Source organism: Proteiniborus sp. DW1, assembly GCF_900095305.1.
Classification (GTDB): domain Bacteria; phylum Bacillota; class Clostridia; order Tissierellales; family Proteiniboraceae; genus Proteiniborus.
This window is the reverse complement of record NZ_FMDO01000013.1, coordinates 1-18674: the sequence shown is the minus strand read 5'-3', so window position 1 is coordinate 18674 and position 18674 is coordinate 1. Positions and strand designations below refer to the sequence as shown.

At 31.5% G+C, this 18674-nt stretch carries 13 protein-coding genes and 2 pseudogenes; 1 reads left to right on the top strand and 14 read right to left on the bottom strand.

The window, feature by feature from the left end:
• Positions 1–10: 10 nt before the first annotated feature.
• From DW1_RS03110 to DW1_RS03075, 8 genes and pseudogenes are all read right to left on the bottom strand, one after another.
• The gene (locus DW1_RS03110; RefSeq protein WP_074349178.1) at positions 11–508 is read right to left on the bottom strand and encodes a rhodanese-like domain-containing protein; all 498 of its coding nucleotides are present in this window, start codon (positions 506–508) and stop codon (positions 11–13) included.
• A 253-nt stretch (positions 509–761) separates the two neighbouring features.
• The gene (locus DW1_RS03105; protein ID WP_074349177.1) at positions 762–5408 is read right to left on the bottom strand and encodes a leucine-rich repeat protein; all 4647 of its coding nucleotides are present in this window, start codon (positions 5406–5408) and stop codon (positions 762–764) included.
• 313 nt (positions 5409–5721) lie between these two features.
• Positions 5722–5982, bottom strand: a pseudogene (locus DW1_RS03100) (undecaprenyl-diphosphate phosphatase); the annotation flags it as partial.
• 75 nt (positions 5983–6057) lie between these two features.
• Positions 6058–6786, bottom strand: a complete 729-nt coding sequence (locus DW1_RS03095; protein ID WP_074349176.1) for a hypothetical protein — start codon at positions 6784–6786, stop codon at positions 6058–6060.
• Between the two features lie 18 nt (positions 6787–6804).
• Positions 6805–8118 (bottom strand): M56 family metallopeptidase, encoded by a 1314-nt coding sequence (locus DW1_RS03090; RefSeq protein WP_074349175.1) that lies wholly within the window; start codon positions 8116–8118, stop codon positions 6805–6807.
• A 9-nt stretch (positions 8119–8127) separates the two neighbouring features.
• A complete protein-coding gene (locus DW1_RS03085) occupies positions 8128–8487 on the bottom strand; it encodes a BlaI/MecI/CopY family transcriptional regulator (protein ID WP_074349174.1) in 360 nt (119 codons plus the stop codon).
• Positions 8488–8808: 321 nt separating this feature from the next.
• Positions 8809–9624, bottom strand: a pseudogene (locus DW1_RS03080) (undecaprenyl-diphosphate phosphatase).
• Positions 9625–9962: 338 nt separating this feature from the next.
• Complete coding sequence (locus tag DW1_RS03075) at positions 9963–10295, bottom strand: hypothetical protein (protein ID WP_074349173.1); 333 nt, start codon at positions 10293–10295, stop codon at positions 9963–9965.
• A gap of 116 nt (positions 10296–10411) precedes the next feature.
• Between DW1_RS03075 and DW1_RS03070 the strand changes: the two genes are divergently transcribed.
• Positions 10412–12445 (top strand): M28 family peptidase, encoded by a 2034-nt coding sequence (locus DW1_RS03070; protein WP_074349172.1) that lies wholly within the window; start codon positions 10412–10414, stop codon positions 12443–12445.
• A gap of 79 nt (positions 12446–12524) precedes the next feature.
• On the opposite strand, the gene DW1_RS03065 is transcribed toward DW1_RS03070, so the two are convergent.
• The 6 genes from DW1_RS03065 to hflK form a co-directional block, all read right to left on the bottom strand.
• Positions 12525–13340: an undecaprenyl-diphosphate phosphatase gene (locus DW1_RS03065; protein ID WP_074349171.1), complete on the bottom strand. Its 816-nt coding sequence runs from the start codon at positions 13338–13340 to the stop codon at positions 12525–12527.
• A gap of 276 nt (positions 13341–13616) precedes the next feature.
• Entirely contained in the window at positions 13617–14408 is a 792-nt protein-coding gene (locus tag DW1_RS03060) for an ABC transporter permease (RefSeq protein WP_242942425.1), read from the bottom strand.
• Positions 14398–15195 carry an ABC transporter permease gene (locus DW1_RS03055; protein ID WP_083605504.1) on the bottom strand — a complete coding sequence of 266 codons (798 nt, stop codon included), beginning with the start codon at positions 15193–15195 and terminating at the stop codon, positions 14398–14400. Before DW1_RS03055 ends, DW1_RS03060 begins: the two co-directional genes overlap by 11 nt.
• Positions 15179–16186: an ABC transporter ATP-binding protein gene (locus DW1_RS03050; RefSeq protein WP_074349169.1), complete on the bottom strand. Its 1008-nt coding sequence runs from the start codon at positions 16184–16186 to the stop codon at positions 15179–15181. Before DW1_RS03050 ends, DW1_RS03055 begins: the two co-directional genes overlap by 17 nt.
• A gap of 472 nt (positions 16187–16658) precedes the next feature.
• Complete coding sequence (locus DW1_RS03045; protein ID WP_074349168.1) at positions 16659–17552, bottom strand: protease modulator HflC; 894 nt, start codon at positions 17550–17552, stop codon at positions 16659–16661.
• The gene (gene hflK / locus DW1_RS03040) at positions 17553–18608 is read right to left on the bottom strand and encodes an FtsH protease activity modulator HflK (RefSeq protein ID WP_083605503.1); all 1056 of its coding nucleotides are present in this window, start codon (positions 18606–18608) and stop codon (positions 17553–17555) included.
• Positions 18609–18674: the final 66 nt, after the last annotated feature.

Below are 18674 nucleotides of genomic sequence, written 5' to 3'. Positions count from 1 at the left end.
CTACATTAATTTATTCCAGAAGATCCTTGTAATCATCTCCAGCTTCTGTCCAAGCTTTCATGCCGCCTTCTAGTGTATAGATTTGTTCTGCTGAGATTCCCATTTGTATCATTAAATCTGTTGCTTTCTGTGCATATGATTTACCAGAATAACAAACTAATGCATATTTTTCTCCAGGATTTCCAACTTCACTACCTGTTGCTTCTTTAAGTGCTTTTTTTAGATTTGCTATGCCTGTTGCATCGTCTCCTTCTTTATTAGCAGCGTCTTGATCTGCTCCATAAGAACCAACTATATGACTTGTACTATAATCTTCTGCTTTTCTTACGTCTAGAATAATATATTCATTTGATTCTGATACTATGGAATCTTTTAAAGCTTCAGCTGTAACATATTGCATTGGGTTAGATACTGCTTCTTTAGATTCGTTAGCTGATGTACATGCAACTAATAATAGCGATAACACAATTAAAACAGGTATAAATTTAAGTGCTTTGTTTTTTATCATATTAACTCCTCCATTAAATATTTATTTACCACATCCAATTTTACAATAAAGCATGTCAGATAACAAATTGATATTATTTATAGTGTTTTATCGTTTCATTGAAATTTTTAATAATGACTATAATATCAAAATCCAACTTCCAGCAAATATATATGACAACTAGAACAGCATCTCTATAACTGGTGCAATATAATATAATAAGATAAAATAGCCCTTAAAAATACGAGAAGTTCGTTTTTTTAAGGGCTTAATGTTATGCTACTTGCTTCTTCACTACATGTTCAACAACCACTTCTTCAGAAAACTCGAAGTCTGTCTTACCTTCTGCCAGTATAGCTTCTATAGCACTATTGATGTTGCTAATAGCTATACTAACTTCTTCCAATGTAGCTACTGGTTTTTCATTTATTAGCTTTGCTGCTTCAATGGCTTCATTTAATACATTTATCGCTTCTTCTGACTTGCCTGCTGTATCTATTTCTTCTGCATTAGATATAGCTTCTGTTAAGGCTATAAATACAAGCTTTATGTCAGTATTTCCAGAAAAAGCCTTGTTACCTATAAAAGTTATATTTTTAGGAATGATTACCTCGCTAAGGTTGTTATTCTCAAATGCACTTGTTCCTATATCATTTATTGTAGTCGGAATTATAATGCTTTCCAATTTATTATCTTTAAAAGCTTGATTTGCTATGCTTGTAATACCTTCTGGTAATTCTACAGTTGTTAATTCATTGCCACTAAATGCTGCTGTAGGTATGACACTTACTCCATCTGGTATCTTTATAGATGTTAGTTTGTTCTTAAAAAATGCCATATTACCAATTGTAGTAAGCTCTTCTGGCAAATCTACAGATTCTAAATTATTCATTGCAAATGCATACATTCCAATTTCTTTTACTGTATTAGGAATTGTAACTGATGTCAGGTTTTTCTGTCTAAATGCACCCATTCCTATGCCTATAACTATTTCTCCATTAATCTCATCTGGAATTATTATTTCTTTTTCTTCTCCTATATATTTAGTAATTATTCCATCAGAAAATTCGAAGTCTGTTTTTGCCTTAACTTTAACTTCAGCAGTGATCTTAGGCTTTTCTTCTGTCATTACTATAGGTAAATCATATCTTCCTGTAAATATATACATCCCTGGCTGATTAGGATCATAGTCTTCACATGACCATGCAATATTTACACTAATGCTATCACCATTATTAAATTTCAATGATACTTTTGAAGGTAAAACACTATTTATTTCTGTTCCAAAACTAACTTCTTTTGGCTCTATTCCATCCACCGATTCTACAGCTAACGGAATGATTTTATGATAATTTGAGTTTTCAAATAGACCGTTATTTTCGGGATCTACTATAGCCAAATATATGTTTACCTTACCTCCATACCCCGTATTATTTTTAAATGCATCTTGCTGAATTTTTTTAACATCTTTAAAAATAGTTACAGATGTTAACTTATTTTCATAAAACGACAAACTGTCTAAACATAGTCTTTCCACACCATCTGGAATTGTTAAAGAAATCAAGTTGTTATAGGCAAATGCCTGATTTCCTACTTCCTTTAGAGTTGTAGGAAAGTCTACATATACTAATTTATTTTTATAAAATGCAAAGGTTTCAATTTTTTTTATGCCGTCTGGAAGAATTACTCTGCTTATATTATTTTCTCTAAAAGCTCCTGCTCCAATTACTACTCCTTCTAAACCTTCTGGAATTACTACACTAGTTAACCCTTTGTTTGCAAATGCTAATGGTTTAATATATCCTATTTTTTTACCTTCTAAATTAGTCTTAGGAATAACTAAGTCTTTATTAGCTTTTAACTTCTCTAATCCACTTTCACTAAATCCTGTAACTGCTGTTACTTCAATAACACTACCTTCAGTATAGGTGCCATATGGAAAAAAGTCATCTAATGTTTCTTCTGTTGTTTCATAAGTAAAATCTTCAACTGTCCAAACTCCCTCTTGCCCAGTATCAGATTTTTCTTTAACTATTATGCTTGCTATGACTTCTAATTTTGTTTCTGGCTCTGATTGAACTACTCCAGGTGGAAGTTCAAATATACCTCTTGCTATATATTCTCCAGCCATTCCTCCATCATAGTCTTCAAGAGTCCATTTTATATTTACTGTATATCTTGTGTCATTTGAATCGATTATGTATGTGCTTTTATCCAATTTATTTAATGCCTCTTCCTTAGATGTTCCAGTATCAACTACAATTGAAGAAACATTTCCTATGGATTTGATATATACTTCCTCTACTAAATCCCTTTTCTTGCATTCAAAAATTACAATATTATCTTTCTTGTTTAAGTCTATAATCTTTGAGCTTAAATCTTTCAATTCATATTCATTGTGCTTATATTCGGGAAGAATTTCTATACCTAAATCTCCTATGTGTAAATATTCTTTAGTTATAGGATTAATGTATATTGTCTCCTCCTTTAGTAGATTATCTTCAAATACGTACCTAATAGTTATACTAGCTGGATTAATCACATGATATTTAGATTCTATTAAGTTATTAAGATTTTTGAAGTCAGGTGTAAATAAATGAGCAACACCATCGTAACCTAAATTTTTATAAAAGCTGCTCTCGTGAAGTTCCTTTATGCTTCTTGGAAGCTCAACATCTTTTATTTGATTATTAGAGAAGGCATACTTTTCAATCTTTTCAACACCTTCTTCAATGATCACAGAATTTAAAAACTGGTCATGCCAAGTATTGTTAAATGCTCTCTCACCAATAATTTTTACATTTCCTGGAATAGTAACTGATGTCATCTTATTACTAGCAAATGCCTTAAAGCCTAATTCTTCAACACTTTCAGGAATTGTTATTGTTTTAAACTCATTATTATTAAATCCAGATAGATATTTTAAAGTACTAGGCATTTTTACTTCGGTTAATTCATTGTCACTAAATGCTAAGTCATCTATTCTAGTTATACCTTCAGGAATAGTCAAAGTTTTTAACTTATTAAAAGCAAAAGCAGGAGTTATTGTTGATAATCCGTTAGATAGCTTTAAAGATGATATTTCATTTAGAGTAAATGCTCCCCCTTCTAAGGTTGTTACACTATCAGGTAAAACTAAAGATTTTAACAAGTTTCCATTAAATGCAGACATCTTTATTGTTGTTACACCTTCTGGAATATCTATTGAAGTTAAAGCATTATAGCGAAATGCTTCCTTTCCAATAACTTTAATGGTGTCTGGTAGCTTAACAGAATTTATTCCTATTAAGGGATTTTGTTTAGTGCTATAATCAGCTAATAAAAATGCTCCATCCCCTATTTCTGTTATGGCATCTCCATCTGTATTAACCGAGGGTAAAACCACGTCTTTGTTGGTTTTAAATTTTTCTTTACCTTCTTCAGAAAAACCAATTATAGTAGTCCCCTCATATTGAAAATCTTTTACAGTCCATTCTTTATCTTTCGGTTGTTCTGGCTCTTCTGGTTGTTCTGGTTGTTCTGGCTGTTCTGGCTCTTCTGGTTGTTCTGGCTCTTCTGGTTGCTCTGGTTGTTCTGGCTCTTCTGGTTGCTCTGGTTGTTCTGGCTCTTCTGGTTGCTCTGGTTGTTCTGGTTGTTCTGGCTCTTCTGGTTGCTCTGGTTGTTCTGGCTCTTCTGGTTGCTCTGGTTGTTCTGGCTCTTCTGGTTGCTTCGGTTGCTCTGGTTCTTCTGTGTCATCAGCTCCTACTGTTCCATCACTGTCACTATCTTTTTTTTGCACTGGTTCACTTTTCTTATGTACTGATACTATTTTGTCCTCCACACTAAATTCTGTATTTGCTACAAGCTTTTTGTTGTTAATAGTTATATCTATTTTAGTACTTGCAAACTTTATGTCACCAGCAGAGTCTATTTTTACATCACCATCGTTAACATTTAAGTTTACAATAGTTGAGCCTTTATCTACTAAAATTGTCACTTTACCATTTAATTTTGCTGTGTTAATTTCTGTTCCATCTATTATTTCAATTCTTGAATAATTTTCAGTTAATATTTCATCAACTTTTGTATTTCCTAATACTACTCTTACAGTCCCTCGTTGTTTATTTATAGAAATGGTGTTTATCTTAGAGTTTGTAATTATTATACTGTTTTGCCCACCTCCATTAATAAACAACTCTCCATTTATCACTACATTATCAAGGTTTATAGAACCATTTCCTACACCCTCAGTCAAATATACATCCCCATCTATATTCATATCCTTTAGTGTAGCACCAGACCTATTAACAACTATATTTGTTGTTATATCTTGACTTATAGTTGACGGTTCATTAATTATTACACCAGATATATTGGAAATCAATTTTACAACCTCAGCTCTTGTAATACTATCCTGAGGCCTAAAACTTCCATCTGTATAACCTGTTATGTAACCTCTTTTATTTAAACCACCAATAATATCTATATTTCCATCTGTAAAAAGGTTTTTGTCAGTAAACCTATCTGCTCCAGTAATATCCTTTTTAATATTAAATACAGTTCCTAATATCCTTGCAACTTCTTCTCTCGTAATATTCTCATTTGCATTAGTATATGAATCATTAGGTATATAATTAGCACCCAAAGCCTTCTGAACTTCTTCATAATACCAATCTGTAGTATTTACATCATATAGCATAGCGTTTTCACTATAAGTAAATCCCATTAATTGATTGATTATCCTGTAAAATTCAGCTTTGCTTATAAAATTATTAGGTCTAAAACTACCATCAGGATAGCCAGATACTATTCCTTTTTCATATAGATAGTTTATTTCATTCTTTGCCCAACTACCTTCAATGTCATTAGATTGTGCTATTGCCATAGCTCCATTTGGTATTAATATCATTAATACAAGAAAAATCAATAATAACTTCTTCATACATTTGCCTCCTTTGGCATTTAATATTTCCATTATCAGATTATAGTATAGTTGTTTTTAAAAATGAAATAGAAGTTTTCTATACTATGAACAAGTTTTTAAAAATTAAGTAATAATACTACAATCATTAGCTACAAAAAAGTTCTTTTATAAAAACACCTAAATGGCTAATATTTCTTATATTTATTCTTCTAAAAGCATAAAAATAGTCCCTATAAAGCAGACTCAGTTAAAAATGTACTTTGTACTTTTTTAAACTGTCTACTTTATAGGGATTATTGTGTTTTTTATAAAAAATCTATTTTCTTAAGATTTAAGATATTAAAGTAAAATACCCAATTACTAATAATCCTAGAACAATACGATACCAGCCAAAGGCTTTGAAATCATTGTTTTTAATATATCCTATAAGGAATTTAATAGCTAAGATTGAAACAACAAAAGCTACAGCCATGCCTGTAAGTAGGATACTGATTTCTGTTCCAGTAAAATCAAGCCCGAATTTAACAAGCTTTAATGCACTTGCACCGAACATTATTGGAATAGCCATGAAAAATGAGTATTCTGCTGCAACATGTCGTAATGTACTGTGCAAAGAAAAGCTCATTTTTTATTGATAATACTACGCTATAGCATTATTATTCTTTTATCATTCAATAGTTTCTATATTTTCATAGCTAACTACGAATGTATCTATTACAGTTATGCCATCACTAGCATATAATGGAATTACACGTTCGTTTGGTAAACTATTCTGATAATCAATTGCTGCAGATGGAGAAGAAGGTACATAATCATCTCCAATATCCTCTGCTTTGATATAACCTAGAACTCCACTTTGACCTTGTGCTTGAATTAAGTCAGGCTCTACTCCCATTATATTTAAAAAATATTCTGAACCATAAATCTGCCCATTACTATTTACTGAATATGTAATAGTTTCATTAATTGACATTACCTGCGTATATGGAGTTGAATAAGTTGTGTATGTATTATATCCATCTCCATTATACATACGAACTTGGCCTTTCCCATAAAATGTGCCCTTCCCATAGTAACTATCAGTAAGATTAGAAAGACCCGCTAATTCTTCATCATTATAATACCAACCTGATGATTTTAAAAGCGTTCCTGATGAATCATAAAGACGAGCATTTGCCCCAAAATATCCTGCTGTAGCATTACCTTCTGTTAAAAGTATAAAAGTGCCTGACCAAGCGGACTCACTATCTGAACTTACTGATGAACGATATTTATATTCATAGCCAAAAACTGTTGCATATTGATATGGCGATGGCGACGTTGCTGCATATACGTTTATTGCTGCTAATAGAAAACAACCTATTATAAATGCAATTACCATTTTTCTAAATTTCATAAAGACCCCCCATAAAATTTAATCAGAAATATAAAACTCACCAATAACTGTTTTTCCATCCTGCATGTATAGTGGAATTGAATACCCTCCTTTCTTTTTTTTATTAAAGGCTAAAGCTTCTTCAATAGAGTTAACTACGGTGCTTAAGTCAGATTCCTTTACGTATCCTATTACTCCATTAGCACCTTCTGCAAGTATCAAATCAGGTTCAGACAGTATATTGTCATATATACTAGGTCCATATGCTTCTCCTGATTCATTTACTGGATATCCATTAATGATTATTTCTTCAATTGAAGGAATATCCAACTTAGTATAAATTATACTAGTTAAATCCGTATCTATTGACTTTGAAGATTTATGTGTATCTAATGTGGGCACTGCAAAAACAATGCTAGATGCTAATACTAGAAAAATTGCACATCCAAAACCTATGGTCGTTGTTTTTTTATATTTCATAATTGACACGATCCTTTCCTTAATAGCATTCTTTCCGAATCCATTACAGAGTAAAGAAATACTTGCCGTTTTCTCAGCTAAATTAATAAGAGCTAATGCATATACTTCTTTATCGTTTTCGCCATGAATAGACAAAACTTCTTCATCACATGATATTTCTAAATCTCGGTTAAATAATATATACATTATCCATACCGATGGATTAAACCAATGTACGCATATTGCTATTATAGATACTATTTTCCATAAGTTGTGAAACCTTCTGATATGAATAAACTCGTGACTCATAACATATTCCATCTGCTTATTGTCAGTAAAATCCATTGTCTTTGGTAATACAATTTGGGGTGAAAATATTCCGCATGTAATAGGTGTAAAAATTCTATCAGATATTCTTAGCTTTATAGTACGTCTTAATTGATTTTCATGCAGCCATGTATTAAGAAATACATTGTCCTGCATTGGTAAAGCTTCCTGCAAACTCATATAGCTTCTTATATATTTTACAAGGAATAGTAATAATAGTATTATCGTACCAGTGGCCCAGATGATATATAATGTAGAAAAAATGTTAGCAGCCCAGGCAGATGTTTCTACTTGTCCTTGCATTTGACCAGAAACAGCATAATTCAAATATAAAGTATTAGCTATATTATCTAAGTTTTCTACTACTCCTCTTCCATATAATGTATCCCATATTAACCCAATATTAACCTTTACGGGAATTGTAATGGGAATCAGTAATCGCATCAACACTATACCCCATAACACAACAAATGTCTTCTTTGGAAGCCTATTTAAGGCTAAAAAACGAATAACAAAAATCACCGATATAAGCACTCCAGCAGAAAAACTCATTTGAAAAATTTTCATGAGTCCACCTCATTTCAATTTGTCCACTAATTTCTTCAATTGCTCTACTTCCTCTTTTAAAAGATTCTTATCATCCAAGAATGCAGCAAAGAATTTTTCTTTCGAACCATCAAACATCTTATTAATTAACTCTACAGTTTCATAGTTTTGTACCTGCTCCTTGCTAATAATTGTCCTACACATGAAATTTGGCTCATAACGTTCAATAGCACCTTTGTCGATACATTTTTTAATAACAGTATAAGTAGTATTTCTATTCCATCCTGTATCAGCTTTTAAAATCTTTATAAGCTGTCCAGCAGATAAATCTCCTTCTTTCCATAGTATGTTCATTACCTTTAGCTCTGAATCAAATAATTTTACACCCATAATAACACACTCCTCTATGACTATCGTAATAGTCATTGTTATGTATATATTACCATAATATACATTCTGTGTCAACGACTATTCTAGTAGTCAGGTTTTTTAAATAAACAGCTTAATCGGGACGATAAACCCGAAAGTCTTTATTCCTATCCATACGAGATAGAAAAAACGTGGTTGTCAATCTTACTAACCTTACTTTCATAAATATTTACTCTTTATTTTCTATCTTTTAAAATGAGCCATCAAGAATGGTAATGACAAAATAAAAGCAGGTATATTAGCTTATTCTATAAACCAATATACCTGCTACTTAATTTTTTCCTAAACTATAAAAGTAAAATATCCGATTACCAATAAACCTAAAACTATACGATACCAGCCAAAGGCTTTAAAGTCATTGTTTTTAATATATCCTACAAGGAACTTAATAGCTAAAATTGAAACTACAAAAGCTACGGCCATGCCTGTAAGTAAAATACTGATTTCTGTTCCAGTAAAGTTAAGACCAAATTTAACTAGTTTTAATGCACTTGCTCCAAACATTATTGGAATAGCCATAAAAAATGAATATTCTGCTGCAATATAACGTGATGTACTTAGTAAAATCGCCCCTAAAATAGTAGCTCCAGATCATGAAGTTCCTGGTATTAAAGACAAAACTTGAAATATTCCAATTAAAAAGGCAGTTCCATAACTTAAATCCTCAAAGGAATTGATTCTGCTTCTACGTTTCTTATTTCTATTCTCAATAATGATAAATAAAATTCCATAAACAACTAACGTTATAGCAACTGTTTGATAATTATATAAATGTTCATCTAACCAGTCATCAAATAAAGTACCTAGTATACCTGCTGGAATAACGCCAATTATTACTTTGTACCATATTGACATTGTATCTCTCTTTTCCTTAACAGATTTTCTAGGTGAAAAAGGATTTAGCTTTCTAAAATAAAGAAATACTACTGCTAAGATAGCTCCTAGCTGAATGACCACACGAAACATTTCCATGAAGCTTTCCGAAACATTCAAACGAACAAATTGTTCAACTAAAATCATATGACCAGTACTACTTATAGGAAGCCATTCAGTTATCCCTTCAACGATTCCTAAAATGACCGCTTTCAATAATTCCATAAAAATTACCTCCAAAGTATTAAGTTTTACTGCATCTCCTATTAAATTTATGAATAGTAAATGTTATTAATTACTTCATACCTACATACCTACTATATTATTCCTCATGGGATAATATAGAAAAATAAATAATAATCAATAATGAAAATCACCTGAAACCATAATTCCAATTTGGGGTCATGGCATAGGAAATTTAATGTCTTCCTCTCATATTATCTGGTGTTTCTCTTTGCAAAATCACTTCAATAGGAAGAGTTTTACTACATTAGCTAGTAAAATGCATCCTTTCTTACTCTAGAATAAAGATAACCACAACATATGTTGTGGTTATCTTTATTCTAGTCACGATAATGCAATTCATATAATTTAGTTCTTTTAACCTTACTTTCGCCACAAGGACATCTTTGTTCAGTATACTTGTACGTTGTTATTATAGTACATAATACATAAATATATCCACCATAGCCATCTGATATTTTGTGCCAATGTGTGGTTTCTTCATCATCTTGCCATTCATGACCATCTACGTAAATATGTTGTCCACCTGTATAGTCACAGGGTACGTAGTTAGGTGAAATGATACTATAGTCATCTCTATAAGCATAAGAAGCTGAAACAAATGTAAAAACAAGCACTAATGTCATAAAAAGACTTATCATTTTCTTTTTCATCCACAATCCCCCCTTTCTTGTTTTATGAGGAAATTATACCATAATATTGAAACATATGCAATATTATGGTATAATTATTTTGTCCACAAAAAGCTACTATATAGGAGGAAAAACAGATGAAAATAGTAAAATTGATTGCTGCATGTCTAGTTATGCTTTTACAAATATCTTGCTCTACTAATAAAGTACTAGAAACCCATAGTTCAAGTATCCAAGATAATATATCTATTCTCGCATCCAAAGACCTAGAAGGGAGATTAACTGGAACTGAAGGCAACAAAACAGCTCAAGAATTTATAGTTACTACCTTTAAAGATATAGGACTAAAGCCTTTTATGAACGATAGCTTCCTCCACGAATACAAACATATATACTTACCACCAGAAAAGCAAAATTACCATGTAAAAATAGAATTCTCAAAAGAAAGTATTAAGGAGCTAAAGTATGGTGAAGATTTCTTGGAGCAAAATAATATAATGAATATAAATATGGCTTATCCAGTAGTATTCAATCTTTATGACGAAAAGATAAATGAATCTATTTTAGTTATAGATGACATAGGTCGGTTATCAGAATACTATAAAAATGAAAATAAAATTGTTGAGCCCAAAGCTATTTTAGTCAAAACACAAATCTTTAAAAAATTATTAAGTATGCAGGAAAAGGGAATACCAATTATTCAAATTACCCCAAAAATCTATGATGAATTATTAAATAATCCTAACTCTAAAGTTCATATATTTCAAAAATTAAATACTGAAGAAATCCAGGCTAATAATGTCATAGGAATGATAGAAGGATACAATAATGAAAAAGCCATTATTATCTCGGCTCACTTCGATCATGTGGGCAAGCTAGATAATAACAAAGTTTTCTGTGGGGCCATTGATAACGCTTCGGGAGTATCTGCTCTAATAAAGCTAGGGAAAAAATTGCAATTATACTATAATGATAACAAGCCTAATTACGATATACTATTTTGTGCTTTTAACGGCGAAGAATCTAATAGACAAGGAAGCAAAGCATTTGCTAAGGATATTCAGAAAAAGTATTCTGAGATTGTAAATATCAATATAGATTCTATTGGAATAAAAGGAGATAATGTCTTAGCTATAGCTGGAGACGAAGAAGTAAGTGGTTTATTGATAACTGATATATTGAATTTCTTCAAACAAAATCAGATTAATTCAATAATGGAAAATACCGATTTAGTGTCAGATCATATATCATTTTCTGAAGCCCAAATTCCCTCTGTAAATTTAGGTAATTTAAAGACTGACAATATACACACTACTAATGATACTATAGCAGAATTAGATGTTGATTACATTATTAAATTAACAAATGTTCTTCATGATTTTATAGTAAATAGTCAGTCTAGTATTTTTTCTAAAGAAGATATAAATCAACACGCAGTAAATAAAAATGAAGAAATAGAATACGTAGAAGATGAGCATATAATGAATTTACATTCAGAAGCAAAAGAAGGTTTGCCTTTTGGCAGTTATAAAATCATTATGCTAGAAAATAAGCCTTTTCCAGTAATCCAAAAAAGTGGTGAGTTTAATAATTTACAATCAATTAAAGATATATACACAGATATGAAGTTGCCAGAAGAATACAATGGATATAGCTTTTGGAAAGTAATTATATCTGATAATACACATGTAAAAATATACGATGGTATTATAGAAATTGGTACCTTATTAATAGATAAGAAATCTTATGAAATTGGGAAAGAATATAAAATGGTTTTGGATAGAAAAAATATTAATAGAGTATCTCTTACATATAGGATGAATAGTATAGAAGATAAAGGTGCTTTTGTAATAGATATTACTCAAAGTTTTCAGTTCAACAGCGAATATCCTGAAGAACTTGAAACTAAAACTATGACCTTAAATGATCTTAAATACACTCTAGTATATGATAAAAATACAAAAATAGTTTGGGATATAAATACGGAAAAAGAAGTTGGTAGCAATATTTATAGTGTATCATTATTAAAGGGAGGTATTATTACAGTAGATCATGACAATTCTCAGATTCAAGTTATAAAATCTGATCTCAGCATTGATGAGCTTAATAGTATTGAAGACTTCATAAAATCCATAGATATTGAATATTTTATTAATGCTATATGGGGATAATGCAGAATCGATAGGAATAGATTAAATAGGGTAGGTACATTGGTAAATAGATAAGCAATGCACCTACCCCTATTCTTTTCTAGCATATAAAAGTAAAATACCCAATTACTAATAAACCTAGAACAATACGATACCAGCCAAAAGCTTTGAAATCGTTGTTCTTAATATATCCTATAAGGAATTTAATAGCTAAGATTGAAACAAAAAATGCTACGGCCATACCTGTAAGTAGAATACCAATTTCTGTTCCAGTAAAGTTAAGACCAAATTTCACAAGCTTTAATGCACTTGCTCCAAACATTATTGGAATAGCCATAAAAAATGAGTATTCTGCCGCAATATAGCGTGATGTACCTAGTAAAATAGCTCCAAGAATAGTAGCTCCAGAACGTGATGTTCCCGGAATTAAAGATAAAACCTGAAATATTCCGATTAAAAAGGCAGTTCCATAGCTTAACTCATTAAAGGAATTAACTCTGCTTCTACGTTTCTTGTTTCTGTTCTCAATGATAATAAACAGAATTCCATAAACAACTAACATTATAGCAACTGTTTGGTAATTATATAGATGCTCATCTAGCCAGTCATCAAATAAAGTGCCTAGTATGCCTGCTGGAATAACACCAATAACTACTTTATACCATATTGACATTGTGTCTCTCTTTTCCTTAGCAGTTTTTCTAGGTGAAAAAGGGTTTAGCTTTCTAAAATAAAGAAATACTACTGCTAAGATGGCTCCTAGCTGAATTACTACACGAAACATTTCCATGAAGCTTTCCGAAACATTCAAACGAACGAACTGTTCAACTAAAATCATATGACCAGTACTACTTATAGGAAGCCATTCAGTTATCCCTTCAACGATTCCTAAAATGACCGCTTTCAATAATTCCATAAAAATTACCTCCAAAGTATTATGTTTTACTGCATCTTCTATTAAATTTATGACTAGTAAATGTTATTAATTACTTCGCTTCTATAAATAATACCACCTTGAGTAGGTAATTTGCAATATAAAATCATTAGAATAAGTAAAGTCTGTTTTGTCATCCTGAACAAATGTGAAGGATCTCCTAGGTCAATCAGAGCACGGGATCCTTCGACTGCATCTCAGGATGACAAATAAGAAACTAATAGTTAATCAACGGTATGGAATATGACCTGGACCAGTTTACAACTTGCTTATTATCAAGTTACCAGATTCATATTTTCGAAGCCCTCTATAGAAAAACCAATATGAAAATGTGGTCCACACTACCACTGCTAATATTAATATAGCAAACCATTTCCACGAAAATGCTGTTAATATTTTCACTGGAACAAATGAAATAAATGCCGCTGGTATAAAAGTGTATACTATGAATTTCACGGCCCCCTTATATACTCCTTCTGGATAGATACTAAAGGATATCATAAACTCCATAACAAGGTTGCTTATTCCCTGTGAATTCCCCATATAAAAGGTCAATGAATTCGCAAAAATTATGAGGCTAGAAAAAATTAGTGATGCCGTTATACAAAATAGTAAAAACAACATAAATTCCCCAAGATGAAAGCCACTTACTCCAATGAATAAGATGATTCCGTAAAAAAAGTCCCCCCAGGCAGATACTACTGTACTAGATGAAATGATATTTAAAAGAACATCCTTAGGTTGAAGTAGATATGAATCTAGTTCTCCATTGATTATCATTCGAGATATATTTCTTACATTTCCAAATAGTATGAATGCAATTCCATATGATGAAGATGAAATAGCCCATAGTATCATTACCTGCTTGAAGCCATAGCCCCCAATGCTTCCGACATTCTCAAAAAGTATCCACCAGAAAAATATGAATGAAGCATTGTTTATTATCATTCCAAAGGTTTGTGTCAAAAAGCTTGCTCGATATTCCATAGATGCAGAAAGATTGAATTTGAAATACATTGCTATGAGTTTTAAGTTTCTTTTAACCTCCATTAACATTTAATGCTCTAGCCCCCTTTCTGAATATTACCATAGAAATCATGAAGAAGATTCCTAAATATACTAGTTGAAAAGCTATAGTATATAAAAATCTATCAAAAGAAAAATTAACTGCTAGCTTAGCTGGTGCATAAGTCACATATGCAAAGGGAAGATTTACAGCAATATTCCTAAGCCACTCTGGAAATAACTCTAATGGTATTAGCATACCACCTAAAGTAAATACCAGCTTACTATATATCCAGAAAAAAGCACTGTTTTCCTCAAGCCAAAATGAGGTAAGGGATAGTGAAATATGAGTAAAAAAGTTAATAAATATCCCTAACAATATAGAAATAATAATAAAGGGCAAATGCATAGTATTAAAACTATTGAGAGGTCCAACACATAAAATACCTATAACAAGTCCAACTAGTGCATTAGTTAATAGCTTAACTCCCATCTCTCCCAAGGAATTTGAAAAACAGTAGAGAATATAGTTATAAGGCTTATTTAACATATATGCAATGTTGCCGTTCTTAACATCCTGGTTTACTTCATTAAATACATTAGAACGAGATAGAGTAACTATTTCTGTCACCACTAGATACCATATCATTTGGTTTAAACTAAATCCGCCAATGTTGTCACCCTTGCTTCCATAAATATTAGTCCATAGCATCATGTAAATATAAATAATAAACACAAAGAAGAAGTTACGTGCTAGGAAGTCTCCAAAATATACAAGATTATTTGACAAACTGATTTTAGTAATATAAGAGTATTTAGTTATTTTCTTCAACTATACCACCTACCTTTGCTTTTTGCTGATAGATGTGTGAAATAATATCTTCCATTGGAGGTTCTGAAATAGTAATATCAGCTACTTTACCAATCTTCATTAATTCTGCTATTACATTATCTATATCACAAATAGAACTATCTACCTCTACCTTAGCAGCATACCCCTTATGCTTCAATACTTTTATATTTGGGATATTGATTTCAATAGGCTCCATATACTTTATATCAATTATCTTTTGATTTAGATAGTTATATTTAAGGCTTTTAACTGATTCATCAAGGACTACCTCTCCATGATTAATAATCATTACCCTCTTGCACATCTGCTCAATGTCACCAGCATCGTGGGAAGTAAGAAATATAGTTGTTTTCTCTTCTTTGTTTAGTTTTGTTATAAGCTCCCTTATCTTATGCTTTACTACAACATCTAATCCAATAGTAGGCTCATCTAAGAATATTATCTCTGGGTTGTGTATAATAGATGCAGCTATTTCACAGCGTATTCTTTGTCCAAGTGAAAGCTTACGCACAGGAGTTTCTAATAAGTCTCCTATCTCAAACATATCTGTAAGATATGAAATTCTTTTTTTCAAGTAGTCATCCCCTAGCTCATATATCCTTCCCAGTAAATTAAAACTATCTATAGGCGGAAGATGAAACCATAGCTGCGACTTCTGTCCAAAGACTGTACCTATTCTATAAGACAATTGCTTTCTGTCCTTAGAAGGATTTAAGCCAAGTACACTTAATTCTCCTGATGTAGGGTATAGTATTCCAGTAAGCATCTTAATGGTTGTAGATTTACCTGCACCATTGGGACCAATAAATGCAAGAATTTCTCCCCTTTCTACATTAAAGGAAATACCCCTGACTGCTTCCACCTCCTTGTATTCAGGAGAAAACATTGACCTAATACTCCCCTTTAATCCTGCACTCTTGATTTTTACCTTAAAAGTCTTTTGTAAGTTAGATGCCTGTATTATACCCATTTTTTTCCCCTCCCCTTTTTATAGATATCGCAGTTTTGAAACACAAATTTGATCACTCCTATTCTGTAGTAAAAATTTAGTTCTCATTGAGTTTTAGCCTTGCTATATGTATGCTTTGGAATAATTGTAGTGTTCAAAAACTTGCTTCTGAGCTTCATTAAGTTCCTGATAAAAGCTTTTGGTCAGTCTAGTTAACTAGTTAAACTATATAAAAAAGCCCGGAGACAAGTCATTTTGAGACTCGTCCTCCAGGCTTTTCTCCTAGAAGTGTAGATAAAAATCCTGTACCGCTTGGACCTGCCGCCTTTAGCCGGAACCCTAGGTACACTCTCAAATATTACTATATAATATACTTTAATTTCCCAAATATGTCAACATCTAATTTAAAAATTTGTCTAAATTTTATCTATTGAACTACACGGCAATAATTAGTCAAACATCAATAGCCTGCCTCTGTGATTTTACTTTGATTTTAATGCCCCATTAAATATTTTAGATACGGAGAATCTATAGGTATCATTATAACTGTTTCGCCATCTATTGAGGTCTTATATGAGTTTAGTGTAGTATATAATTTGAAAAACTCCACATCTTGTCCATATGCATCATTATATATCCTAGCTGCTTCCTTTTCTCCCTCTGCTACTATCTCCTTTGCCTGCGAGCTAGTCTTGGCAATTAGCTCTGCAACTTCTCTATCTGCCTCTGCCATAATTCTAGTTTTTTCTGCATCTCCTTGAGATAAATATTCTTGAGCTTTACTTGCTCTCTCAGATATCATTCTCTTATATACTGATTGTTCATTGCTTTCAGGCAAATCTATTCTTTTCATTTGAATATCTACTATTTCTATTCCATTTGAATTGCTTTTAAGTATATCATTAATATTCTGCTGAACTACTAAGTCTACATTTCCTCTTTTATTATCTGCCGGATTTATGATTTGACCATATTCTAGCTTTCCAAGCTCATTTCTAACTGATGAATACATAATATCACTAAGTCTAGCCTCTGCAGCATCTATTGTCTTTAATGTCTCCAGCATATCTACAGGATCTGTTATTCTCCATAGTGTATAATAGTCAACTAATATCCTTTTCTTATCAAAAGTATTTATTTCAGTAGCAGGTACATCATAGAAAAGTATGTGCTTAGGTAGTTTTGAGACTGATTGAATAAAAGGTATTTTTATCTTAAGACCTTCTTCATCAATTACCTTTACTACTTTTCCAAATTGTTTGATTATACCATATTCATTTGGTTTTATTACAAACAGGTTGCTTAATAAAAGGACAGCAATAATTAGAATTGGTACATAAACAAAAAATGTCTTCTTTATTATACTTTTAGCTTTTATAGCTTCCATTTAGTTGCCCCCCCTCTTTAGTAGTTCCTCTAAAGGTACATATTTTACTGTATTACCGCCATCATCTACAATTATAACTCTTGCATCCTTGAAAGCTATCTCTAATGCTTCTATTATCAATCTATGTCTAGTAGTATCTGGGTTGTTTTTATATTCTGAGTAAATAGCATTAAATTGAGCTACATCTCCCTTAGCTTTTTCTACTTTACTAATTTTTTCACCCTCTGCCTTACTAAGTATAGCAGCTTGCTCACCTTGTACTTGATTAATCTTCTCATTTCTATATTTATTTGCTTCGTTTATTTTTGTTATCCTCTCTTCTCTAGCATCTGTAACTGATTTAAAGGCAGCATCTACTTCTGCAGTTGGTAAATCTACGTCTTGCAGATTTACATTTATTATTGATATACCTAAGTTGTAATGATTTATAAGCTCAATTAGATTTTCTCTAATATCATTTATTATCTTAGTTCTACCGTCTGTTAGTGCATCATCTACTGTGGCACTTCCTACTACTGTTCTTAGAGATGAGGAAGTTGCATTTTTTAATATAGTTTCAGGATTACTTGTATTATATAAGAATGCTATAGGGTCAACTATTTTCCATTGAACCTCTAAATCTGCTAATACTATGTTCTCGTCACCAGTTATCATCTTAGATTCTGCTACGTTTGTCTGCATCTGTTCTCCTTTTTCTGTATATCCCAGTGTCAAAGAGAAGGTTTCCTTTGATAACTTATGTACCTTTTGTATAGGATAAGGTAATTTAAACTTAAGCCCAGAACCAACTATTTCATTGCTTGGTTTTCCAAAGGTTGTAAGCACTGCAAATTCAGTTTGATCAACAGTATAAACACTAGAAAGTGAAGCTAGTACTAATAAAGCTACTATGGCTATGGCCCAAATAACCTTGGTATTAATATTTAGATTCAATTTCTTTTTATTTGGTTCAATTTCAATCACATTTTCATCATATTTCTTTTTAATTTTTTGCTTTTTTACCTTATCGGCAGCTATTATAATTGCTACTACAGCTAAAATAACTAAAAATTGCATTTAAATCCCCCTTTCTTTAGATACCTTTATTATATACCCTAACTGATATTTTGTTAACAAATAATA

Excerpts from the sequence above, each read along its gene's own strand:
- DW1_RS03085 (WP_074349174.1), bottom strand. The coding sequence starts at position 8,487 with ATGGGTGTAAAATTATTTGATTCAGAGCTAAAGGTAATGAACATACTA.
- DW1_RS03065 (WP_074349171.1), bottom strand. The coding sequence starts at position 13,340 with ATGGAATTATTGAAAGCGGTCATTTTAGGAATCGTTGAAGGGATAACT.
- DW1_RS03070 (WP_074349172.1), top strand. The coding sequence starts at position 10,412 with ATGAAAATAGTAAAATTGATTGCTGCATGTCTAGTTATGCTTTTACAA.
- DW1_RS03060 (WP_242942425.1), bottom strand. The coding sequence starts at position 14,408 with ATGGAGGTTAAAAGAAACTTAAAACTCATAGCAATGTATTTCAAATTC.
- DW1_RS03090 (WP_074349175.1), bottom strand. The coding sequence starts at position 8,118 with ATGAAAATTTTTCAAATGAGTTTTTCTGCTGGAGTGCTTATATCGGTG.
- DW1_RS03110 (WP_074349178.1), bottom strand. The coding sequence starts at position 508 with ATGATAAAAAACAAAGCACTTAAATTTATACCTGTTTTAATTGTGTTA.
- DW1_RS03045 (WP_074349168.1), bottom strand. The coding sequence starts at position 17,552 with ATGGAAGCTATAAAAGCTAAAAGTATAATAAAGAAGACATTTTTTGTT.
- DW1_RS03075 (WP_074349173.1), bottom strand. The coding sequence starts at position 10,295 with ATGAAAAAGAAAATGATAAGTCTTTTTATGACATTAGTGCTTGTTTTT.
- DW1_RS03050 (WP_074349169.1), bottom strand. The coding sequence starts at position 16,186 with ATGGGTATAATACAGGCATCTAACTTACAAAAGACTTTTAAGGTAAAA.
- DW1_RS03095 (WP_074349176.1), bottom strand. The coding sequence starts at position 6,786 with ATGAAATTTAGAAAAATGGTAATTGCATTTATAATAGGTTGTTTTCTA.
- DW1_RS03105 (WP_074349177.1), bottom strand. The coding sequence starts at position 5,408 with ATGAAGAAGTTATTATTGATTTTTCTTGTATTAATGATATTAATACCA.
- hflK (WP_083605503.1), bottom strand. The coding sequence starts at position 18,608 with ATGCAATTTTTAGTTATTTTAGCTGTAGTAGCAATTATAATAGCTGCC.